16 protein-coding genes and 1 pseudogene are annotated in these 23851 nt (G+C 31.1%); 13 read left to right on the top strand and 4 right to left on the bottom strand.

The window, feature by feature from the left end; genetic code table 11:
* The first annotated feature begins 102 nt into the window (after positions 1–102).
* The 4 genes from addB (at position 103) to JV528_RS10150 (ending at position 9017) form a co-directional block, all read left to right on the top strand.
* The gene (addB, locus tag JV528_RS10165) at positions 103–3579 is read left to right on the top strand and encodes a helicase-exonuclease AddAB subunit AddB (RefSeq protein WP_204177194.1); all 3477 of its coding nucleotides are present in this window, start codon (positions 103–105) and stop codon (positions 3577–3579) included.
* Complete coding sequence (gene addA, locus JV528_RS10160) at positions 3580–7233, top strand: helicase-exonuclease AddAB subunit AddA (RefSeq protein ID WP_000154925.1); 3654 nt, start codon at positions 3580–3582, stop codon at positions 7231–7233.
* Positions 7234–7398: 165 nt separating this feature from the next.
* On the top strand, positions 7399–8301 hold the full coding sequence (locus JV528_RS10155) for a fumarylacetoacetate hydrolase family protein (RefSeq protein ID WP_000670752.1): 903 nt from the start codon (positions 7399–7401) through the stop codon (positions 8299–8301).
* Between the two features lie 326 nt (positions 8302–8627).
* Positions 8628–9017 (top strand): YisL family protein, encoded by a 390-nt coding sequence (locus JV528_RS10150; RefSeq protein WP_000902814.1) that lies wholly within the window; start codon positions 8628–8630, stop codon positions 9015–9017.
* A gap of 170 nt (positions 9018–9187) precedes the next feature.
* Here JV528_RS10150 and JV528_RS10145 read toward each other — a convergent pair whose 3' ends face one another.
* Complete coding sequence (locus tag JV528_RS10145; RefSeq protein ID WP_204177195.1) at positions 9188–10504, bottom strand: CoA-disulfide reductase; 1317 nt, start codon at positions 10502–10504, stop codon at positions 9188–9190.
* Between the two features lie 51 nt (positions 10505–10555).
* On the bottom strand, positions 10556–11380 hold the full coding sequence (locus JV528_RS10140) for a Cof-type HAD-IIB family hydrolase (RefSeq protein ID WP_001182436.1): 825 nt from the start codon (positions 11378–11380) through the stop codon (positions 10556–10558).
* A 113-nt stretch (positions 11381–11493) separates the two neighbouring features.
* Here JV528_RS10140 and JV528_RS10135 point away from each other — a divergent pair, with 113 nt between their 5' ends.
* The 3 genes from JV528_RS10135 to clpB all read left to right on the top strand — a co-directional run bounded on the left by JV528_RS10135 (position 11494) and on the right by clpB (position 17008).
* Positions 11494–11802: a metal-sulfur cluster assembly factor gene (locus JV528_RS10135; protein ID WP_000390575.1), complete on the top strand. Its 309-nt coding sequence runs from the start codon at positions 11494–11496 to the stop codon at positions 11800–11802.
* Positions 11803–12381: 579 nt separating this feature from the next.
* Complete coding sequence (locus tag JV528_RS10130) at positions 12382–14196, top strand: acyltransferase family protein (protein WP_065316462.1); 1815 nt, start codon at positions 12382–12384, stop codon at positions 14194–14196.
* 202 nt (positions 14197–14398) lie between these two features.
* Complete coding sequence (gene clpB / locus JV528_RS10125; RefSeq protein ID WP_065315862.1) at positions 14399–17008, top strand: ATP-dependent chaperone ClpB; 2610 nt, start codon at positions 14399–14401, stop codon at positions 17006–17008.
* A gap of 58 nt (positions 17009–17066) precedes the next feature.
* Here the strand turns inward: clpB and JV528_RS10120 are convergent, their stop codons facing one another.
* Positions 17067–17936, bottom strand: coding sequence for a LysR family transcriptional regulator (locus tag JV528_RS10120; protein WP_196931834.1), 870 nt, complete (start codon positions 17934–17936; stop codon positions 17067–17069).
* 109 nt (positions 17937–18045) lie between these two features.
* On the opposite strand from JV528_RS10120, the pseudogene JV528_RS10115 reads away from it, so the two are divergent.
* From JV528_RS10115 to JV528_RS10095, 5 genes and pseudogenes are all read left to right on the top strand, one after another.
* A pseudogene (locus JV528_RS10115) lies at positions 18046–19191 on the top strand (LeuA family protein).
* Positions 19175–19816 carry an L-threonylcarbamoyladenylate synthase gene (locus JV528_RS10110; protein WP_204177196.1) on the top strand — a complete coding sequence of 214 codons (642 nt, stop codon included), beginning with the start codon at positions 19175–19177 and terminating at the stop codon, positions 19814–19816. Before JV528_RS10115 ends, JV528_RS10110 begins: the two are co-directional and overlap by 17 nt.
* A complete protein-coding gene (locus JV528_RS10105) occupies positions 19809–20927 on the top strand; it encodes an MFS transporter (RefSeq protein WP_001037436.1) in 1119 nt (372 codons plus the stop codon). The genes JV528_RS10110 and JV528_RS10105 overlap by 8 nt, the downstream gene beginning before the upstream one ends.
* Positions 20911–21426 carry a YbhB/YbcL family Raf kinase inhibitor-like protein gene (locus JV528_RS10100; protein WP_000695346.1) on the top strand — a complete coding sequence of 172 codons (516 nt, stop codon included), beginning with the start codon at positions 20911–20913 and terminating at the stop codon, positions 21424–21426. Before JV528_RS10105 ends, JV528_RS10100 begins: the two co-directional genes overlap by 17 nt.
* A 310-nt stretch (positions 21427–21736) precedes the next feature.
* Complete coding sequence (locus tag JV528_RS10095; RefSeq protein WP_000769690.1) at positions 21737–22171, top strand: MAP domain-containing protein; 435 nt, start codon at positions 21737–21739, stop codon at positions 22169–22171.
* Between the two features lie 255 nt (positions 22172–22426).
* On the opposite strand, the gene JV528_RS10090 is transcribed toward JV528_RS10095, so the two are convergent.
* A complete protein-coding gene (locus JV528_RS10090) occupies positions 22427–22612 on the bottom strand; it encodes a YjzD family protein (protein WP_000682089.1) in 186 nt (61 codons plus the stop codon).
* A gap of 294 nt (positions 22613–22906) precedes the next feature.
* On the opposite strand from JV528_RS10090, the gene JV528_RS10085 reads away from it, so the two are divergent.
* A complete protein-coding gene (locus JV528_RS10085; protein ID WP_001100526.1) occupies positions 22907–23848 on the top strand; it encodes a beta-ketoacyl-ACP synthase III in 942 nt (313 codons plus the stop codon).
* Positions 23849–23851 lie beyond the last annotated feature (3 nt).

Raw genomic sequence — 23851 nt, 5'->3', positions numbered from 1 at the left:
TTGTCAGTACCACAATAAAAGCTACGTTCGAAATGAACTTATAATAAATCAATCACAATCACTTTGTGTTAAAATATGTGTCAAAGGAAGTGAGGGTTTGTCATGACATTACATGCTTATTTAGGTAGAGCGGGAACAGGTAAGTCTACGAAAATGTTGACCGAAATAAAACAAAAAATGAAAGCAGATCCGCTTGGAGATCCAATCATTTTAATTGCGCCAACTCAAAGTACATTTCAATTAGAACAAGCCTTTGTCAATGATCCGGAATTAAATGGTAGTTTAAGAACAGAAGTGTTGCATTTTGAACGATTAAGTCATCGTATTTTCCAAGAAGTTGGTAGTTATAGCGAACAAAAGTTATCTAAAGCTGCAACGGAAATGATGATTTATAACATTGTTCAAGAACAACAAAAATATTTAAAACTTTATCAATCACAAGCAAAATATTATGGATTTAGTGAAAAATTAACAGAACAAATTCAAGATTTTAAAAAATATGCAGTAACGCCTGAACATTTAGAAAGCTTTATTGCTGATAAAAATATGCAAACTCGAACTAAAAATAAGTTAGAGGATATTGCTTTAATATATCGAGAGTTCGAACAACGCATTCAAAACGAGTTTATTACGGGTGAGGATGCATTACAATATTTTATTGATTGTATGCCAAAATCAGAGTGGCTAAAACGTGCTGATATATATATTGATGGTTTTCACAACTTTTCAACGATTGAGTATTTAATAATCAAAGGATTAATTAAATATGCGAAGAGTGTCACAATTATATTGACGACAGATGGTAACCACGATCAATTCAGTTTATTTAGAAAACCATCTGAAGTGTTACGACATATTGAAGAAATAGCAAATGAACTCAATATTTCTATTGAACGTCAATATTTCAACCAATTATATCGCTTTAATAATCAAGATTTAAAGCATCTTGAACAAGAATTTGATGCACTTCAAATCAATCGAGTGGCATGTCAAGGTCATATCAATATTTTAGAATCTGCGACTATGAGAGAGGAAATAAATGAAATTGCACGACGTATCATCGTTGATATTCGTGATAAGCAATTACGATATCAAGATATTGCTATTTTATATCGTGACGAGTCTTATGCTTATTTATTTGATTCCATATTACCGCTTTATAATATTCCTTATAACATTGATACAAAGCGTTCGATGACACATCATCCGGTCATGGAAATGATTCGTTCATTGATTGAAGTTATTCAATCTAATTGGCAAGTTAATCCAATGCTACGCTTATTGAAGACTGATGTGTTAACGGCATCATATCTAAAAAGTGCATACTTAGTTGATTTACTTGAAAATTTTGTACTTGAACGTGGTATATACGGTAAACGTTGGTTAGATGATGAGCTATTTAATGTCGAACATTTTAGCAAAATGGGGCGTAAAGCGCATAAACTGACCGAAGATGAACGTAACACATTTGAACAAGTCGTTAAGTTAAAGAAAGATGTCATTGATAAAATTTTACATTTTGAAAAGCAAATGTCACAAGCGGCAACTGTAAAAGACTTTGCAACTGCTTTTTATGAAAGTATGGAATATTTTGAACTGCCAAATCAATTGATGACAGAGCGAGATGAACTTGATTTAAATGGTAATCATGAAAAGGCGGAAGAAATTGATCAAATATGGAATGGCTTAATTCAAATCCTTGATGACTTAGTTCTAGTATTTGGAGATGAACCAATGTCGATGGAACGTTTCTTAGAAGTATTTGATATTGGTTTAGAACAATTAGAATTTGTTATGATTCCGCAAACATTGGACCAAGTTAGTATTGGTACGATGGATTTGGCTAAAGTCGACAATAAGCAACATGTTTACTTAGTTGGAATGAATGATGGTACGATGCCACAACCAGTAACTGCGTCAAGCTTGATTACAGATGAAGAAAAGAAATACTTTGAACAGCAGGCTAATGTCGAGTTAAGTTCAACATCAGATATTTTACAGATGGATGAAGCATTTGTTTGTTATGTTGCTATGACTAGAGCTAAGGGGAATGTTACATTTTCTTATAGTCTAATGGGATCAAGTGGTGATGATAAGGAAATCAGCCCATTTTTAAATCAAATTCAATCATTGTTCAACCAATTGGAAATTACTAACATTCCTCAATACCATGAAGTTAACCCATTGTCACTAATGCAACATGCTAAGCAAACCAAAATTACATTATTTGAAGCATTGCGTGCTTGGTTAGATGATGAAATTGTGGCTGATAGTTGGTTAGATGCTTATCAAGTAATTAGAGATAGCGATCTTTTAAATCAAGGTTTAGATTATTTAATGTCAGCATTAACGTTTGACAATGAAACTGTAAAATTAGGTGAAACGTTGTCTAAAGAATTATATGGTAAAGAAATTAATGCCAGTGTGTCTCGCTTTGAGGGATACCAACAATGCCCGTTTAAACATTATGCGTCACATGGTCTGAAACTAAATGAGCGAACGAAGTATGAACTTCAAAACTTTGATTTAGGTGATATTTTCCATTCCGTTTTAAAATATATATCTGAACGTATTAATGGCGATTTTAAACAATTAGACCTGAAAAAAATAAGACAATTAACGAATGAAGCATTGGAAGAAATTTTACCTAAAGTTCAGTTTAATTTATTAAATTCTTCAGCTTACTATCGTTATTTATCAAGACGCATTGGCGCTATTGTAGAAACAACACTAAGCGCATTAAAATATCAAGGCACGTATTCAAAGTTTATGCCAAAACATTTTGAGACAAGTTTTAGAAGAAAACCAAGAACAAATGACGAATTAATTGCACAAACATTAACGACAACTCAAGGTATTCCAATTAATATTAGAGGGCAAATTGACCGTATCGATACGTATACAAAGAATGATACAAGTTTTGTTAATATCATTGACTATAAATCCTCTGAAGGTAGTGCGACACTTGATTTAACAAAAGTATATTATGGTATGCAAATGCAAATGATGACATACATGGATATCGTTTTACAAAATAAACAACGCCTTGGATTAACAGATATTGTGAAACCAGGCGGATTATTATATTTTCATGTACATGAACCTAGAATTAAATTTAAATCATGGGCTGATATTGATGAAGATAAACTAGAACAAGATTTAATTAAAAAGTTTAAGCTGAGTGGTTTAGTGAATGCAGACCAAACTGTTATTGATGCATTGGATATTCGTTTAGAACCTAAATTCACTTCAGATATTGTGCCAGTTGGTTTGAATAAAGATGGTTCTTTGAGTAAACGAGGCAGCCAAGTTGCAGATGAAGCAACGATTTATAAATTCATCCAACATAACAAAGAAAATTTTATAGAAACAGCTTCAAATATTATGGATGGACATACTGAAGTTGCACCATTAAAGTACAAACAAAAATTGCCATGTGCTTTTTGTAGTTATCAATCGGTATGTCATGTAGATGGCATGATTGATAGTAAGCGATATCGAACTGTAGATGAAACAATAAATCCAATTGAAGCAATTCAAAATATTAACATTGATGATGAATTTGGGGGTGAGCAATAGATGACAATTCCAGAGAAACCACAAGGCGTGATTTGGACTGACGCGCAATGGCAAAGTATTTACGCAACTGGACAAGATGTACTTGTTGCAGCCGCGGCAGGTTCAGGTAAAACAGCTGTACTAGTTGAGCGTATTATCCAAAAGATTTTACGTGATGGCATTGATGTCGATCGACTTTTAGTCGTAACGTTCACAAACTTAAGTGCACGTGAAATGAAGCATCGTGTAGACCAACGTATTCAAGAGGCATCGATTGCTGATCCTGCAAATGCACACTTGAAAAACCAACGCATCAAAATTCATCAAGCACAAATATCTACACTTCATAGTTTTTGCTTGAAATTAATTCAACAGCATTATGATGTATTAAATATTGACCCGAACTTTAGAACAAGCAGTGAAGCTGAAAATATTTTATTATTAGAACAAACGATAGATGAAGTCATAGAACAACATTACGATATCCTTGATCCTGCTTTTATTGAATTAACAGAGCAATTGTCTTCAGATAGAAGTGATGATCAGTTTCGAATGATTATTAAACAATTGTATTTCTTTAGCGTTGCAAATCCAAATCCTACAAATTGGTTGGATCAATTGGTGACACCATACGAAGAAGAAGCACAACAAGCGCAACTTATTCAACTACTAACAGACTTATCTAAAGTATTTATCACAGCTGCATATGATGCTTTAAATAAGGCGTATGATTTGTTTAGTATGATGGATGGCGTCGATAAACATTTAGCTGTTATAGAAGATGAACGACGTTTAATGGGGCGTGTTTTAGAAGGTGGCTTTATTGATATACCTTATTTAACTGGTCACGAATTTGGCGCGCGTTTGCCTAATGTAACAGCGAAAATTAAAGAAGCAAATGAAATGATGGTCGATGCCTTAGAAGATGCTAAACTTCAGTATAAAAAATATAAATCATTAATTGATAAAGTGAAAAGTGATTACTTTTCAAGAGAAGCTGATGATTTGAAAGCTGATATGCAACAATTGGCGCCACGAGTAAAGTACCTTGCGCGTATTGTGAAAGATGTTATGTCAGAATTCAATCGAAAAAAGCGTAGCAAAAATATTTTGGATTTTTCTGATTATGAACATTTTGCATTACAAATTTTAACTAATGAGGATGGTTCGCCTTCAGAAATTGCCGAATCATACCGTCAACACTTCCAAGAAATATTGGTCGATGAGTATCAAGATACGAACCGAGTTCAAGAGAAAATATTATCTTGTATCAAAACGGGTGATGAACATAATGGTAATTTATTTATGGTTGGAGATGTTAAGCAATCTATTTATAAATTTAGACAAGCTGATCCAAGTTTATTTATTGAAAAGTATCAACGCTTTACTATAGATGGAGATGGCACTGGACGTCGAATTGATTTGTCGCAAAACTTCCGTTCACGTAAAGAAGTACTGTCAACGACAAACTATATATTCAAACATATGATGGATGAACAAGTCGGTGAAGTAAATTATGATGAATCAGCACAATTGTATTATGGTGCACCATATGATGAATCGGACCATCCAGTAAACTTAAAAGTGCTTGTTGAAGCGGATCAAGAACATAGTGATTTAACTGGTAGTGAACAAGAAGCGCATTTTATAGTAGAACAAGTTAAAGATATCTTAGAACATCAAAAAGTTTATGATATGAAAACAGGAAGCTATAGAAGTGCGACATACAAGGATATCGTTATTCTAGAACGCAGCTTTGGGCAAGCTCGCAATTTACAACAAGCCTTTAAAAATGAAGATATTCCGTTCCATGTGAATAGTCGTGAAGGTTACTTTGAACAAACAGAAGTCCGTTTAGTATTATCATTTTTAAGAGCGATAGATAATCCATTACAAGATATTTATTTAGTTGGGTTAATGCGCTCCGTTATATATCAGTTCAAAGAAGACGAATTAGCTCAAATTAGAATATTGAGTCCAAATGATGACTACTTCTATCAATCGATTGTAAATTACATTAATGACGAAGCAGCAGATGCCATTTTAGTTGATAAATTAAAAATGTTTTTATCAGATATTCAAAGTTACCAACAATATAGTAAAGATCATCCGGTGTATCAGTTAATTGATAAATTTTATAATGATCATTATGTTATTCAATACTTTAGTGGACTTATTGGTGGACGTGGACGACGTGCAAATCTTTATGGTTTATTTAATAAAGCTATCGAGTTTGAGAATTCAAGTTTTAGAGGTTTATATCAATTTATTCGTTTTATCGATGAATTGATTGAAAGAGGCAAAGATTTTGGTGAGGAAAACGTAGTTGGTCCAAACGATAATGTCGTTAGAATGATGACAATTCATAGTAGTAAAGGTCTAGAGTTTCCGTTTGTCATTTATTCTGGATTGTCAAAAGATTTTAATAAACGTGATTTGAAACAACCAGTTATTTTAAATCAGCAATTTGGTCTCGGAATGGATTATTTTGATGTGGATAAAGAAATGGCATTTCCATCTTTAGCTTCGGTTGCATATAGAGCTGTTGCTGAAAAAGAACTTGTGTCAGAAGAAATGCGATTAGTCTATGTAGCATTAACAAGAGCGAAAGAACAACTTTATTTAATTGGTAGAGTGAAAAATGATAAATCATTACTAGAACTAGAGCAATTGTCTATTTCTGGTGAGCACATTGCTGTCAATGAACGATTAACTTCACCAAATCCGTTCCATCTTATTTATAGTATTTTATCTAAACATCAATCTGCGTCAATTCCAGATGATTTAAAATTTGAAAAAGATATAGCACAAATTGAAGATAGTAGTCGTCCGAATGTAAATATTTCAATTGTGTACTTTGAAGATGTGTCTACAGAAACCATTTTAGATAATGATGAATATCGTTCGGTTAATCAATTAGAAACTATGCAAAATGGTAATGAAGATGTTAAAGCACAAATTAAACACCAACTTGATTATCAATATCCATATGTAAATGATACTAAAAAGCCCTCAAAACAATCTGTTTCTGAATTGAAAAGACAATATGAAACAGAAGAAAGTGGCACAAGTTACGAACGAGTAAGGCAATATCGTATCGGTTTTTCAACGTATGAACGACCTAAATTTCTAAGTGAACAAGGTAAACGAAAAGCGAATGAAATTGGTACGTTAATGCATACAGTGATGCAACATTTACCATTCAAAAAAGAACGCATATCTGAAGTTGAGTTACATCAGTATATCGATGGATTAATCGATAAACATATTATCGAAGCAGATGCGAAAAAAGATATCCGTATGGATGAAATAATGACATTTATCAATAGTAAGTTATATTCGATTATTGCTGAAGCAGAGCAAGTTTATCGTGAATTACCGTTTGTAGTTAACCAAGCATTAGTGGATCAATTGCCACAAGGAGACGAAGACGTCTCAATTATTCAAGGTATGATTGACTTGATCTTTGTTAAAGACGGTGTGCATTATTTTGTAGACTATAAAACCGATGCATTTAATCGTCGCCGTGGGATGACAGATGAAGAAATTGGTACACAATTAAAAAATAAATATAAGATACAGATGAAATATTATCAAAATACGCTTCAAACGATTCTTAATAAAGAAGTTAAAGGTTATTTATACTTCTTCAAATTTGGTACATTGCAACTGTAGTATTTTGATTTTCAAAAGAATAAAAAATAATTTCGATTAAGTGCAAAGTCCTTGTAGCAGAATGAACACAACTCATTTTCAAAATTGTCTTACTTATTTATTTGTTATTTGATAACGAAAAAAGTTATAATGTGAATTAAGATAAAGATGAGGAGTTGAGAATGAATGAAATTCTTATCATTCAAGTATAATGACAAAACTTCATATGGCGTTAAAGTAAAACGCGAAGATGCTGTATGGGATTTAACACAAGTATTTGCTGACTTTGCAGAAGGAGATTTCCATCCTAAAACATTGTTAGCTGGTTTACAACAAAATCATACTTTAGATTTTCAAGAACAAGTACGTAAAGCAGTTGTAGCAGCAGAAGATAGCGGCAAAGCTGAAGACTATAAAATTTCATTTAATGACATTGAATTTTTACCACCAGTAACACCTCCGAATAATGTGATTGCTTTTGGTAGAAATTACAAAGATCATGCGAACGAATTAAATCATGAAGTGGAAAAATTATATGTATTTACAAAAGCAGCGTCATCTTTAACAGGAGATAATGCAACAATTCCAAATCATAAAGATATTACTGATCAATTAGATTATGAAGGTGAATTAGGTATTGTTATTGGTAAGTCTGGTGAAAAGATTCCAAAAGCATTAGCTTTAGATTATGTTTACGGCTATACAATTATTAACGATATCACTGATCGCAAAGCGCAAAGTGAACAAGATCAAGCATTTTTATCAAAAAGTTTAACTGGCGGTTGCCCAATGGGTCCTTATATCGTTACTAAAGACGAACTACCATTACCTGAAAATGTAAATATTGTTACAAAAGTTAACAATGAAATTAGACAAGATGGTAACACTGGCGAAATGATTCTTAAAATTGATGAATTAATAGAAGAAATTTCAAAATATGTTGCACTACATCCGGGAGATATTATTGCAACTGGTACACCAGCAGGCGTTGGTGCAGGTATGCAACCACCTAAATTCTTACAACCAGGTGATGAAGTTAAAGTGACTATTGATAATATTGGAACGCTGACAACTTATATCGCTAAATAATTATCATTTAAAAAGCTAACCGGTCTTTATATAGATTGGTTAGTTTTTTCTTGCTTTTCTAAAAAGGTGTTAAAGATCATTGTTTATAATGTTACCATTTTGAGACGAAAGTGAAATGTTGATATTAAGCAGTAGTTGATTATTTTACAGCAGATGCACAATATTCTAATAAGTAATAAAATGTCATGTTCTTCCTCACAAATATAGAAGTGTGGTAAAATATATATTTGTGTATGAATAAATAATGATTAAATTATAAGAAAGTGGGTATTTATCCCACGAAGTTTTAATTTAATAACTAAAATTATTAAAGTGGGGGAATTAATATGTTACATTTACATATTTTAAGTTGGGTATTAGCAATCATTTTATTTATCGCTACATACTTAAATATTTCAAAAAATCAAGGTGGCACGCCATATTTCAAACCATTACATATGGTACTACGATTATTTATGCTGTTGACGTTAATTTCAGGATTTTGGATATTAATTCAGTCATTTATGAATGGCGGGGCAAATCATATGTTGCTTACATTGAAAATGCTGTGTGGTGTTGCAGTAGTTGGATTGATGGAAGTGTCGATTGCTAAAAGAAAGAGACATGAACAAAGTCACACAATGTTTTGGATAACAATTGCATTAATTATCATCACAATGGTATTAGGTGTCATTCTACCGTTAGGGCCTTTATCAAAATTATTCGGTATTGGCTAATTGATAAGACATATAGTAAATGACATAAGGCATGGACAATTATAAGTCCAAGACCTTATGTCTTTTTTGATTCTAAAAATGTTTAAACAAAAAAATGGACTGGATAGTAGTACCAGTCCAACATAATTCTAACCTAGAGAATTAAGATTAGATTGAATCGCATGATTCATTTATTTAGCTTTGTAACCAATCATATTGATTAAATCTTTAGGGTGGCTATATGGTGGTGCATAAGCCACTTCAAACTCAGTTAACTCATCTACAGTTAGCTGGTTCATCATTGCCATCGATAGTACATCAATCCGTTTATCTGCGCCTTCTTTTCCTACTGCAGCTGCTCTTAAAATCTGACGGTTTGAAGTGTCATAATATACTTTTAAGTGTAAAGGGGAATTTCCTGGGTAATAATTCGCGTGTGCACCTTGAGTGACTTCCACCATTTTATAGTCAAATTGCTTTAGTTCGTTTGGTTTAACGCCGACACTCGCAAATGTATAATCAAAGAACTTCACAATATTGTTGCCTAAGAAGCCTTTGAATTCAATAGTGTCATTTCCAGCAATTTGTTCGGCAACAATACTTGCTGCACGATGAGCGCCCCAAGCTAAAGGAACACTGGCCGGTAGATCGACATGTCGATAATGTGATGTTGCAATATCGCCTATTGCATAAATGTTTGGAACATTTGTTTCAAATTTATCGTTTACCGGTATGAAACCTTTTCGATCAAGTTTGATATTTGAACTTTCGATAAATTTTGAATTGGGGTGAGTACCGACACCTTCAATAATCATATCGTAATGTTCAACTTTTCCTGATTTAAATGTAATTTCATTTTCATTGATAACAACAATTTCCTCATTTAAACGGTATGGAATCTCCCGCTTATCTAATTCATCAAGTATAGGTTGATTCATGTCGGCATCCATTAATTTATTTATCTTATCAGATCGATGAATTAAAGTAGGGTGTAAACCACGTTCATAAAGATTTTCAAGAACTTCTAATGAAACATACCCTGCACCTACAACCAATACTTTATCAACTTGATTTGCTTTGATGAATTGATCGATAGCATCAGTGTCTTCTAAATTTCTAAGTGTAAATGTAATATCACTTTCAAAGCCAAGGCTATTTGCACTTGCACCAGGGCTTAATATGAGTTTATCGTAAGATTCTTCAAATTGTTCGTTGGTCTTTCTATTTAATACAGATACAGTTTGTCTTTCATCATTGATTGCAATAACTTCATGATAAGTTTTTACTGTAATTTGTTTTCTATCATAAAATTTTTCAGGTGTATATGCTAAAGCATATTTTCTATCTTCAACAACTTCGCCAATGACATAAGGCAATGCACAATTAGCAAAGCTCATATCACGATCTTTTTCAAAAATAATAATGTCACTTTCTTTATCTAAACGTCGAATTTGGCTGGCACATGTAGCACCGCCAGCGACTGCTCCGACTACGACTATTTTGGGCATCGTAACTTACCTCCTATTGTTTTAAAATATTATAAAATGATTAGTTATAAATTAACAGTAATATCTAATATTTAAATTAAAGAAATCATTCAAATATCGACCAATGCCATCTTCATTATTGTTGAATGTAATATTGTTCGCTACATCTTTAAGTTCTTGCAAACCATTTTCCATAGCAACACCATGGCGGGCGTACTCAATCATTTCTATATCATTATCTTCATCACCGAATGCAATAATATTATTTCGGTCAATATTTAAAAATTGTCTAACTTGTTCAATACCTCTTGCTTTATTAATACCAAGTTTTACAATTTCAATGACAGGGAATGGTGCGCCCCAGCGTCGATGCTCAATATGATCGGCATAAAAATGAGTAAGCATATTTTTGATTTCAGGTATTTTACTTTCTTCGGCTTCAATTAAAATTGAGGTAGGGGATTCTTTCAAGTGGACAAGTAAATTACCAGTTTGAATTCTTGGATTACCCATTGAAAAACCTTCAAATAATCTTGGATCATGATTGTTAATGAAAACATAATCTTTCACTTCTGCAATAATATTCGATACTTGATATTGTTGTAATCCTTGAATAATATTTTGTGCGATGCCTAAATCTAAAATTTCATGGCAAGTTTTGAAGTTTTTATCTTTAGGGTGATGTACGTAAGCGCCATTAAAATTAACAATTGGTGTCGTTAAATTTAATTCATGATAATACATTTGACTTGCACGATAAGGTCTGCCAGTCGCAATCATAATTTGGTGTCCACGTTGTTGTAATTCATTTAATACTTGTTTAGTATATGATGAAATTTCTTTGTTATCGTTTAATAATGTTCCGTCTAAGTCTAGACATATTAAATGTGGTTGCATATCTCTCTCCTCATAAGTTGCTTAGTTCATATAGATACATCATAGCATTTTATTGGCGTTTTGTCGGATATTTGATATATTATGAATAATATGACATTAAAGAGGTGATATGGATGGAAGAGGCATTGAAAGATAGTATCTTAGGTGCATTAGAAATGGTAATTGACCCTGAATTAGGAATTGATATCGTTAATTTAGGTTTAGTATACAAAGTGAATGTTGATGATGAAGGCGTATGTACAGTTGATATGACTTTAACATCAATGGGATGTCCAATGGGACCTCAAATTATTGATCAAGTTAAAACAGTATTAGCAGAGATTCCTGAAATTCAGGATACTGAAGTGAATATCGTATGGAGTCCACCTTGGACAAAAGATATGATGTCACGTTACGCTAAGATTGCACTTGGTGTGAGCTAACATAAACTTGTATTGCTTGTAGAAATTGGAAATCCAATTGGGGCTCCGCTCCCAACTTGCATTGCTTGTAGAATTTCTTTTCGAAATTCTCTGTGTTGGGGCCCCGCAGTCAATATAACATTGTAGAGTATAATTCATTGTGAATAAGCTCCCTTCAAAGTAGACATTGAAGGGAGCCTTATTTACGTTCAAGGTTCTGATTTTATTTTGAAAATTTATATCTAACTTGTTTCAAAAAATATGAACTAAGACAGTGACTCGCACTTCTAAGAGTGTACAATTCATTTCCTAGTTGAATATTTTCGGGAAAATTTTTATAATAAATTGAATTTATATTACAGTTATATTACAATACATAATACTTCATAGTTTTTAAGTTGCCGAGTTGCATTACAAATTGGATTTCGAAGTAAGAATCATCATTGGTAATTTTTTAATTTAACAGTATTTTAGTCAATATGATTTTGATGATGTCGTAATTCAATAATATACATATGCATTTCAATATTCTTTTAAACAGCATAACTAAATTTAATTAAGCATCTAAGAAGAACAGTTTTAAAAGGGAAGAATGCAAAAATGAACAAAACAAAGGGTTTTACAAAATATAAGAAAATGAGATATATGCCAGGGCTCGATGGTTTGAGGGCAATCGCTGTTCTAGGAATTATTATTTACCACTTAAATAAGCAATGGTTGACAGGTGGCTTTTTAGGTGTGGATACATTTTTTGTGATCTCTGGTTATTTAATTACAAGCTTATTACTCAAAGAGTATGATGACACAGGTATCATTAAATTGAAAAGCTTTTGGATACGTCGTTTAAAACGTTTATTACCAGCAGTCATAGTTTTATTAATGGTTGTAGGGACAGCAACCTTATTATTAAAATCAGATAATATCATTAGGGTTAAACATGATATTATTGCTGCGATATTTTATGTATCAAATTGGTGGTATATAGCAAAAGATGTTAATTATTTTGAGCAATTTTCATTTATGCCATTAAAGCATTTATGGTCTTTAGCAATTGAAGAACAGTTTTACATATTTTTCCCAGTTATTTTGGTTACATTATTGTTAACAATTAAAAAGCGATACAAAATAGGATTTATTTTTTGGGGAGTATCTATAATTTCTTTAGGGTTAATGATGTTTATCTACAGTATTAATGGGGATCATTCACGAGTGTATTTTGGAACAGATACAAGATTACAGACATTGTTACTGGGTGTTATTTTAGCTTTTTTATGGCCACCGTTTAAATTGAAAAATGATCCACCTAAAGTTGTAAAATATGTTATTGATAGCATAGGTAGTTTATCATTTATAGTACTTATATTATTATTTTTCATTATTAATGATGAGACGAATTGGATATATGATGGAGGTTTCTATTTAATTTCCATATTAACGTTATTTATTATTGCCAGTGTCGTTCATCCATCTACATGGATAGCGAAGATATTTTCAAATCCAGTGTTAGTATTTACCGGGAAAAGATCTTACAGTCTATATTTATGGCATTTTGCAGTAATTAGTTTCGTACATAGTTACTATGTAGACGGACAGATACCTGTATATGTGTACTTTATAGATATAAGTTTAACAATTATATTTGCAGAGCTATCATATCGCTTTATAGAAACTCCATTTAGAAAAGAAGGTATTAAAGCTTTAAATTGGCGACCTTCTTATATACCACAATTTATAAGAATGGCAATTGTAGTAACCTTGTTAATTCCATTTATGTTGATTTTAGTAGGTGCATTCAATAAATATGGTAAAGACATTATAGGAGAAAAAGCGAATAGCTTTGATACCACTATTGAAGATAATTATTTAATGCGGATAGCACCAATTGATAACATTCACATTGATGGCTTAGTAAGTGAGAAGAAAAAGGAATCTTCCGACGTATATAATAATATTAAACCTCTTTTAATCGGTGATTCAGTAATGGTTGATATCGGTGAGTCATTTAAGTCATCAGTTCCTAAGTCTAGAATTGATGGAAAAGTAGGGCGTCAATTGTATCAAACCTTACCTTTAGTTAAAGCGAATTATTCACAATATAAAAAATCATCTGATCAAGTTGTATTAGAATTAGGTACAAATGGCGACTTTACTGTCAAACAGCTCGACGATTTACTTAATCAATTTGGAAAAGCCAAGATTTATTTAGTTAATACACGTGTTCCAAGAATTTATGAGGCAAATGTAAATCGATTATTAGCTGACGCGGCGAAACGAAAGTCCAATGTCACATTAATTGATTGGTATAAGCGATCACAAGGACATAGTGAATATTTTGCACCAGACGGTGTACATTTAGAGTACAAAGGAGTCCTAGCTTTAAAAGATGAAATATTAAAAGCACTTAAAAAGAAATAACATATGTTTAATAAGTCTAGTTAATGTGTAACGTAACATTAGCTAGATTTTTTTAATTCAAAAAATTATTTACAAATATTAGGAAATTTAAGTGTAAAAGAGTTGATAAATGATTATATTGGGACTATAATATAATTAAGGTCAAAGAAAGTCAAAGTCAAAAGTGCAACTTGACCAACTCTACAAATTAGAGGTGAAATTAATGGATATAAATAAAATGACATATGCTGTTCAAAGTGCTTTACAACAAGCAGTTGAACTGAGTCAGCAACATAAATTACAAAATATAGAAATTGAGGCAATTTTAAGCGCTGCCTTAAATGAAAGTGAAAGCTTATATAAAAGTATTTTAGAACGAGCAAATATTGAGGTAGATCAATTAAACAAAGCTTATGAAGACAAACTAAATACGTATGCATCTGTAGAAGGTGACAATATACAATATGGTCAATATATTAGCCAACAAGCAAACCAATTGATAACTAAGGCTGAATCATACATGAAAGAATATGAAGATGAATATATTTCAATGGAGCATATTTTATGTTCGGCAATGGACATTGATCAAACAACAAAACATTATATAAATAATAAAGTAGAAGTTATCAAAGAAATTATTAAAAAAGTAAGAGGGGGAAATCACGTGACATCACAAAATCCAGAAGTTAATTACGAAGCATTAGCTAAATATGGCCGCGACTTAGTAGAAGAAGTTAGACAAGGTAAAATGGATCCTGTTATAGGAAGAGATGAAGAAATTCGAAATACGATTCGTATTTTAAGTCGTAAAACTAAAAACAACCCTGTGCTCATTGGTGAACCAGGTGTTGGTAAAACTGCAATTGTTGAAGGATTAGCGCAGCGTATAGTTAAGAAAGATGTGCCAGAATCATTATTAGATAAAACTGTTTTTGAGTTAGATTTAAGCGCATTAGTAGCGGGCGCTAAATATCGTGGTGAATTTGAAGAGAGATTAAAAGCAGTCCTAAAAGAAGTTAAAGAGTCTGATGGTAGAATTATATTATTTATTGATGAAATCCATATGCTTGTAGGTGCTGGTAAAACAGATGGTGCCATGGATGCAGGCAACATGCTAAAACCAATGTTAGCACGAGGAGAGTTACATTGTATTGGTGCAACAACTTTAAATGAATATAGAGAATATATTGAAAAAGATTCGGCATTAGAGCGTCGTTTCCAAAAAGTAGCAGTTAGTGAGCCTGATGTTGAAGATACAATTTCAATTTTACGTGGTTTAAAAGAACGATATGAAGTGTATCATGGTGTGCGTATTCAAGATAGAGCCTTAGTTGCTGCCGCTGAATTGTCTGATCGTTACATCACTGATCGTTTTTTACCAGATAAAGCGATTGATTTAGTTGACCAAGCATGTGCAACAATTCGTACGGAAATGGGATCAAATCCAACTGAATTGGATCAAGTTAATAGACGTGTTATGCAATTAGAAATTGAAGAAAGCGCACTTAAAAATGAATCTGACAATGCGAGCAAACAGAGATTACAAGAACTACAAGAAGAGCTTGCCAATGAAAAAGAGAAACAAGCAGCACTTCAATCTCGTGTAGAATCAGAAAAAGAAAAAATAGCAAACTTACAAGAAAAACGTGCGCAACTAGATGAAAGTAGACAAGCGTTGGAAGATGCACAAACAAATAACAATTTAGAAAAAGCAGCTGAACTACAATATGGAACAATTCCTCAATTGGAAAAAGAACTTAGAGAATTAGAGGATAATTTCCAAGATGAGCAAGGTGAAGATACAGATCGAATGATTCGTGAAGTTGTAACAGACGAAGAAATTGGCGATATTGTCAGCCAATGGACAGGCATACCAGTTTCAAAATTAGTTGAAACAGAACGTGAAAAATTACTTCACTTAAGTGATATCTTGCATAAACGTGTTGTAGGTCAAGATAAAGCGGTTGACCTGGTTTCAGATGCAGTAGTTAGAGCAAGAGCAGGTATTAAAGATCCAAACAGACCTATTGGTAGTTTCTTATTCCTAGGTCCAACTGGGGTAGGTAAAACTGAATTAGCTAAATCATTAGCTGCATCATTATTTGATTCTGAAAAACATATGATTCGTATCGATATGAGTGAATATATGGAAAAACATGCAGTATCAAGATTGATAGGGGCACCTCCAGGATATATTGGACATGATGAAGGGGGTCAATTAACTGAAGCGGTTCGTCGTAATCCATACTCAGTTATCTTATTAGATGAGGTTGAAAAAGCGCATACTGACGTCTTTAATGTATTATTGCAAATTTTAGATGAAGGCCGTTTAACTGATTCTAAAGGACGTAGCGTTGATTTTAAAAATACTATTATTATTATGACAAGTAATATTGGATCTCAAGTTTTATTAGAAAACGTAAAAGAGACTGGTGAAATTACAGAATCAACAGAAAAAGCTGTTATGACAAGTTTAAATGCATATTTCAAACCAGAAATTTTGAATCGTATGGATGACATCGTATTATTTAAACCTCTATCCATTGATGACATGAGTATGATTGTAGATAAAATATTAACGCAATTAAATATAAGATTACTAGAACAACGAATCTCAATTGAAGTTTCTGATGATGCTAAAGCTTGGCTAGGTCAAGAAGCTTATGAACCTCAATACGGTGCAAGACCATTAAAACGTTTTGTACAACGCCAAATTGAAACACCATTAGCACGTATGATGATTAAAGAGGGATTCCCAGAAGGTACAACGATTAAAGTTAATTTAAATTCAGACAATAACTTAACGTTTAATGTTGAAAAAATTCATGAATAAAATTGAACCAAGAATGTGATGATTAATCGCATTCTTGGTTTTTTAGATTTGAAATTTATTATAATTGTTCATTGGCAATATACTTTTTAAATGATTTAATAAACGCCAATATTTCTGGACTTTCTTTTTTGCTGTATATATATGTAAATGAAATAGGTGCTTGTAAAATTTTCGTGTTAATAACCGAAATATTGTAATTACTATTTGTTGTTATATAAATAGGCAGGAATGATATGCCTTGATTCATTTCGATTAATTTAATTGAAGTATGCACATCATTGATAGATAGAAATTGTGCTTTTTCATAAATATTTAAAATATTATTTTTAAGTGATGACCAATATTCTGGATGGTTATCACTTATTATTTTGTATTTTTCAAATAAAGATGCCTCAGTTAGAAGATGATTATTCTCTTTATTGGGAGCAATCAATACAATTTTACCTTCACATACTTTTTCAGAATGAACTTCTCTTAGTTTAGGTTGATTTCTGCTAATCCCAATGTCATACGTATGATTATTAATATCTTTTTCAATATTTTCATTTTTGACATGGAGAGAAACATCGATAAACGGATGCTCGTTAAAGAAAGATTTTAAAAATTTGGGCATAATGAATGTCGCGATATATGAAGACACGACAACATTTAATTTCGATTGAAACATCGTCTTTTTAAGTTGGATATGTTTGATGCCACTTTCATATTGTTCAATAAAACTTTGCGCAATTGGAAGAAATGTATGACCATCTTCAGTCAAGATAATTTGATTTTTATAAGTTTCAAATAGTTTCACATTGAGATGTTGTTCTAAATTTTTAATTTGCTTATGTATAGAAGGTATAGTGAGATTAATTTCTTCACTAGCTAATCGATAGTTTAACGTCTTCGCTAAAATGACAAATGTATAGTACCAATCCAAATTCATGAACTTACCTCTTTCAAAAAAGTTAATAATTCATTAGATAATATTTAATTTTTATTGCATAAAAATAATATTAATATTATATCAGAGGTTATCGAGGGGGTGAAGTAATATGATTCGAATTCAAGATAATACAATAAGGGATGGTATGCAAAAAAGTAATGTTCGAAAAAGTCTATTTATAAAAAAAAGAAGTATTGAAACAAATTAACAAGTTAAATATAAATTCTGTTGAAGTAGGCATGTGTACTACTATCGAGGATGAATTTAATATTCATCAATTCAGAGACATTTTAAGCCCTGAAAAAGAATTAGTAGTATTGACTAGGCTTAATGAAAAAGAAATAAAAAAATAGTCAAATTGAAAATTCATAATTTAGTGGTAAAAATACTATTGCCAATATCTGACTTGCATATAAAAGAAAAGCTTAATTTTTCAAATAAATATTATATTCAGAAAATCAAAGACTGCTTGGATATATTAAAGAAAGATAAAAAAGGAGTAGATATTTGTTTTGAAGATGCAACAAGGACTTCTAGAGAAAAATTGAAAGAATACATGGAAATTATTTCAAAATATCAAGTTAGAACAGTTACATTTGCGGACACTGTAGGATGTTCGACACCATTAGAATACGGAGATATTTTTAATTACTTTGTAAAAAAATATTCTAACATAATTTTTTCTGCTCATTGTCATAACGATCTAGGGTTGGCTACTGCAAATACATTAGCTGCAATTTTAAATGGTGCAAAGCAAATAGAAACTACATTTTTGGGAATTGGTGAGAGAGCGGGTAATGCTCCTATTGAGGAAATAATTACTATTTTGACAAAAAAACAAATAGAAAGTACGGAATTCACTTTACCCGACGTATATAAAACTAGTATTAATATTTCTAAAATTCTCGATTTTCAAATATCAGAAAACAAACCTATAATTGGTGAAAATATATTTAAACATGAATCAGGAATTCATCAAGATGGTACTAAAAAAAATATAAATATGTATCAATATTTAGTTCCTAGTGATTTAGGATTGAAAAATTCACAAGTTGTTCAGTTTCCAATAAGTAATATTTCTAGTAAGAAAATCTTGCACAATAAATTTAAATCAATAGTTAACACTGAAGAAATTGATGAAAATATTTCTTTCTATAAACTTGTGAACAAGTTTTCACCTGAAGTAGCACCTGAAGATACAGTGGATTTACTTCAGATAATAAAAAGGAGGAGTAAAGATGGAAATTTTAAATGATTCTGTAAAAAGTTTTGAAAAACTTTATTTACAATTACAAGATGGTTTTCCAGTGATTGTTCCTACTGATACTAATTATAATTTATGTAGTTTACCTAACAACGATCTTTGTATCGATAAAATATTTGAATATAAAAAGCGATCGAAAGATAAGCCATTATCATTATTTATTGATAAGCCAGAGGATTGGAAATTGTATGGAGATAATCAAAATACGGAAATAGTTGATAAACTAGTTGAAATATTTTGGCCTGGACCATTAAATATTATTTTAAAAAATAAAACAAGTTATAATTATATGCTCAATAATTCAGATAGTATAGCTATAGGATGTGTACAAAATAAAACGATGAGAAGATTTATTTCATATATTAATTCACCTATAGCAATTACTTCAGCAAATATCTCTGGAACTGCCGATGATATTTTAATAACTGAAAATGAAGCAATTAAGCACATGGGCGAAAATGTAAGATATTTGCTAAGAAGTCAAAATAAAACTAACTATAAAACATCTAGTACGATTATTAAAGTGACAGATAATAAAATTGAATTATTAAGAGAAGGAGATATAAAGTTTGAAGAAATAAAAGAAAGACTAGGTACAGGTATTATTTATGAATAAGTTAATACTTGGGATTTATTTATACCGAATTTTTTCACGAGCATACTTTTATTTACCGTTTTTATTAATTTACTTTTTGATTCAAGGTTATTCCATAATACAATTAGAAATATTAATGGCGTCTTATGGCATTGCAGCATTTTTATTCTCTCTATACAAAGAGAAGTGTTTTAAAATTTGTAACTTAAAAGATTCTAATAAATTAGTTGTTAGTGAAATATTCAAAATCATCGGTTTATTGTTGTTATTATATCAAAATCAATATTTAATTTTAGTAGTGGCACAAATATTATTAGGGTTAAGTTACTCAATGATGGCGGGTGTTGATACAGCAATAATTAAAAGAAATATAACAAATGAGAAATACGTACAAAATAAGTCAAATAGCTATATGTTCCTATCATTATTAATTTCAGGGATTATAGGTAGTTATCTTTATGGAATAAATATTAAATGGCCTATAATAATGACTGGTATATTTTCAATTCTAACAATTATAATTATTCGATGCACATTAGTTGAAAATAGGGAATTAAATTTAATAGGAGAAACAAAGGGAAAGATAAAGAAATTTCTACCGGAAGAGAAGTTTTGGATATTGCATTATTCTTTTTTAAGAGCGTTAATATTAGGATTTTTTATAGGATTTATTCCAATTAATATATATAATGATTTAAAACTGAATAATTTACAATTTATTTCAGTATTAACTTGTTACACAGTTATGGGTTTTGTATCTTCACGTTATTTAACTAAATACTTGAACTATAAGTTTGTGTCAGAAATTTGTTTAGTAATATTTTTAATAATATATACATATCAAAGTTTCATAGCAGTTACTATTTCTATGATATTTTTAGGTATTTCTTCAGGGTTAACTCGTCCACAAACTATAAATAAACTTTCTAGCAGTAGTAACTTAAGAGTGATGCTTAATTATGCAGAAACGTTATATTTTATTTTTAATATCGCATTTTTACTTATGGGTGGTTACTTATATACAATAGGAACTATTCAATACTTAATATTATTTATTTCGTTATTAATTTTTATATATTTAATAATAATATTTTATTTTACAAGGAGAGAGCAACATGAAAATAAAAACTGAATTTAAAGGGAACAATATACCATATGAATACGCAGCAGGTGCAGATGTGAGTGATTCTATTAACGGGAATCCAATTAAATCATTTCCATTTGAAGTAACTGAATTACCGGAAGGGACTAAATATCTTGCTTGGTCTTTAATTGACTATGATGCAATTCCTGTGTGTGGCTTTGCATGGATTCATTGGAGTGTAGCTAATGTAAGTGTTAGTGGCAATTCAATTTCTATAAAAGCAGATTTATCAAGAACAAAGGGTGACTATGTACAAGGTAAAAATAGCTTTACTAGTGGGTTGTTGGCTGAAGATTTTTCAGAAATAGAAAATCACTATGTAGGACCAACACCACCTGATAAAGATCATCAATATGAATTAACAGTTTATGCATTAGATCATTCTTTAAATTTGAAGAATGGGTTCTACTTGAATGAATTTTTAAAAGAAGTAAATCAACATAAAATTGATCAAACAAGTATTAACCTTATAGGAAGAAAAATTTAATACTAAATATCTCATCAATATAAAATTGTTCAATTAAAAGTATGAAGAAACAAGGGATTTAATTTATATATTAGGTACGGCGTTCGCTATAATGCAAAGAAGTAATTAAATTTAAGAAATGTAAACTTAGTTATTGTAATGTGAATTTATTCGAAAAAATAGAAAGTGTTAACAATTACAGCTTTTACATTAATTAAAATTTATTTTTAAAAACAAGTAAACAATTTACATACTTATAATTTTTGAAACTTTTAGATTTGTGTTATATTGATTTTGTAAGATACTTTAACTCACAAAGGAGAGAGATTATATGAAATTAAAATCATTTATAACTGTAACTTTGGCACTGGGCATGATCGCAACGACTGGCGCTACTGTGGCAAGTAATGAGGTATCTGCAGCAGAAAAGGACAAACTACCGGCAACTCAAAAAGCTAAAGAAATGCAAAATGTTCCATATACAATTGCAGTAGATGGCATTATGGCTTTCAATCAATCTTACTTAAATTTACCAAAAGATAGCCAATTATCATATTTAGATTTAGGAAATAAAGTTAAAGCTTTATTATATGATGAACGTGGTGTAACACCTGAGAAGATTCGAAATGCAAAATCTGCCGTTTACACGATTACTTGGAAAGATGGCAGTAAAAAAGAAGTGGATTTAAAGAAAGATAGTTATACAGCAAACTTGTTTGATTCAAATTCAATTAAACAAATTGATATTAATGTAAAAACTAAATAAACACTTAAAATTATCAAATTCAACATGAAGCATTTAATTTTACAGTGATGATTATAATATAATTGCCTTGATACAAAGATTACTCGTAAATGACATCTTTGTATTAAGGCTTTTCTAAATTTTAATGTGATGGGTTAGAGGTCATTGAGCTTTAAAATATTCATAATACAAAACATTTATGGCCAAAAATAAAAGCCGCCTTTATCTGGGCAGCTTCAATAATAAGAAAGACATATTTCATTTTATACTAAATAGTTATTGTGATGAATCTTTCGGCGGTTTAATTACTGCAGCAAAAATTGCTGTGAAAATCGTGAACAATACTGCCATGATAATTGGATTCACTACATTTAAGCTGTCTCCACCTACTAGGCTATTAAGTACAAAGTTAACCATTTGCATTAATAATAATGCCCAAAAGAATGTTACGAGGTGTTTCATGTCATTCTACCTCCACTTTAATTATATATATTTTATTTTAAGTGAAAGTTAGAAATTTGTATAGTAACATCTCATATATTTTGACCATATTATACAGTTTAAATAAATGATTTTATCTGAATGGCTATTCTAATTTAAGCGCATTAAAACCAATTTCATACTGAAATTTGACGATAATAAAGCATTAAAATTTTATTAACTAGTCAATATTCCTACGTCTGACTTGAGTTTAAAAAGTAATCTATGTTAAATTAATACCTGGTATTAAAAATTTTATTAAGAAGGTGTTCAACTATGAACGTGGGTATTAAAGGTTTTGGTGCATATGCACCAGAAAAGATTATTGACAATGCCTATTTTGAGCAATTTTTAGATACATCTGATGAATGGATTTCTAAGATGACTGGAATTAAAGAAAGACATTGGGCAGATGACGATCAAGATACTTCAGATTTAGCATATGAAGCAAGTGTAAAAGCAATCGCTGACGCTGGTATTCAGCCCGAAGATATAGATATGATAATTGTTGCCACAGCAACTGGAGATATGCCATTTCCAACTGTCGCAAATATGTTGCAAGAACGTTTAGGGACGGGCAAAGTTGCCTCTATGGATCAACTTGCAGCATGTTCTGGATTTATGTATTCAATGATTACAGCTAAACAATATGTTCAATCTGGAGATTATCATAATATTTTAGTTGTCGGTGCAGATAAATTATCTAAAATAACAGATTTAACTGACCGTTCTACTGCAGTTCTATTTGGAGATGGTGCAGGTGCGGTTATCATCGGTGAAGTTTCAGAAGGCAGAGGTATTATAAGTTATGAAATGGGTTCTGATGGCACTGGTGGTAAACATTTATATTTAGATAAAGATACTGGTAAACTGAAAATGAATGGTCGAGAAGTATTTAAATTTGCTGTTAGAATTATGGGTGATGCATCAACACGTGTAGTTGAAAAAGCGAATTTAACATCAGATGATATAGATTTATTTATTCCTCATCAAGCTAATATTAGAATTATGGAATCAGCTAGAGAACGCTTAGGTATTTCAAAAGACAAAATGAGTGTTTCTGTAAATAAATATGGAAATACTTCAGCTGCGTCAATACCTTTAAGTATCGATCAAGAATTAAAAAATGGTAAACTCAAAGATGATGATACAATTGTTCTTGTCGGATTCGGTGGCGGCCTAACTTGGGGCGCAATGACAATAAAATGGGGAAAATAGGAG

Source organism: Staphylococcus sp. GDB20D11A (genome assembly GCF_016893255.1).
GTDB classification, from domain to species: Bacteria; Bacillota; Bacilli; order Staphylococcales; family Staphylococcaceae; genus Staphylococcus; species Staphylococcus aureus.
The sequence above is the reverse complement of the archived record's forward strand: the minus strand, read 5'-3'. Positions and strand labels throughout refer to the sequence as shown.

What these genes read in the sequence shown, in the direction of transcription:
- JV528_RS10135 (WP_000390575.1), top strand. Translation starts at nt 11,494, where the DNA reads ATGGAAGAGGCATTGAAAGATAGTATCTTAGGTGCATTAGAAATGGTA.
- JV528_RS10140 (WP_001182436.1), bottom strand. Translation starts at nt 11,380, where the DNA reads ATGCAACCACATTTAATATGTCTAGACTTAGACGGAACATTATTAAAC.
- JV528_RS10120 (WP_196931834.1), bottom strand. Translation starts at nt 17,936, where the DNA reads ATGAATTTGGATTGGTACTATACATTTGTCATTTTAGCGAAGACGTTA.
- JV528_RS10130 (WP_065316462.1), top strand. Translation starts at nt 12,382, where the DNA reads ATGAACAAAACAAAGGGTTTTACAAAATATAAGAAAATGAGATATATG.
- addB (WP_204177194.1), top strand. Translation starts at nt 103, where the DNA reads ATGACATTACATGCTTATTTAGGTAGAGCGGGAACAGGTAAGTCTACG.
- JV528_RS10095 (WP_000769690.1), top strand. Translation starts at nt 21,737, where the DNA reads ATGAAATTAAAATCATTTATAACTGTAACTTTGGCACTGGGCATGATC.
- JV528_RS10090 (WP_000682089.1), bottom strand. Translation starts at nt 22,612, where the DNA reads ATGAAACACCTCGTAACATTCTTTTGGGCATTATTATTAATGCAAATG.
- clpB (WP_065315862.1), top strand. Translation starts at nt 14,399, where the DNA reads ATGGATATAAATAAAATGACATATGCTGTTCAAAGTGCTTTACAACAA.
- JV528_RS10155 (WP_000670752.1), top strand. Translation starts at nt 7,399, where the DNA reads ATGAAATTCTTATCATTCAAGTATAATGACAAAACTTCATATGGCGTT.
- JV528_RS10145 (WP_204177195.1), bottom strand. Translation starts at nt 10,504, where the DNA reads ATGCCCAAAATAGTCGTAGTCGGAGCAGTCGCTGGCGGTGCTACATGT.
- JV528_RS10110 (WP_204177196.1), top strand. Translation starts at nt 19,175, where the DNA reads ATGGAAATTTTAAATGATTCTGTAAAAAGTTTTGAAAAACTTTATTTA.
- JV528_RS10085 (WP_001100526.1), top strand. Translation starts at nt 22,907, where the DNA reads ATGAACGTGGGTATTAAAGGTTTTGGTGCATATGCACCAGAAAAGATT.
- addA (WP_000154925.1), top strand. Translation starts at nt 3,580, where the DNA reads ATGACAATTCCAGAGAAACCACAAGGCGTGATTTGGACTGACGCGCAA.
- JV528_RS10105 (WP_001037436.1), top strand. Translation starts at nt 19,809, where the DNA reads ATGAATAAGTTAATACTTGGGATTTATTTATACCGAATTTTTTCACGA.
- JV528_RS10150 (WP_000902814.1), top strand. Translation starts at nt 8,628, where the DNA reads ATGTTACATTTACATATTTTAAGTTGGGTATTAGCAATCATTTTATTT.
- JV528_RS10100 (WP_000695346.1), top strand. Translation starts at nt 20,911, where the DNA reads ATGAAAATAAAAACTGAATTTAAAGGGAACAATATACCATATGAATAC.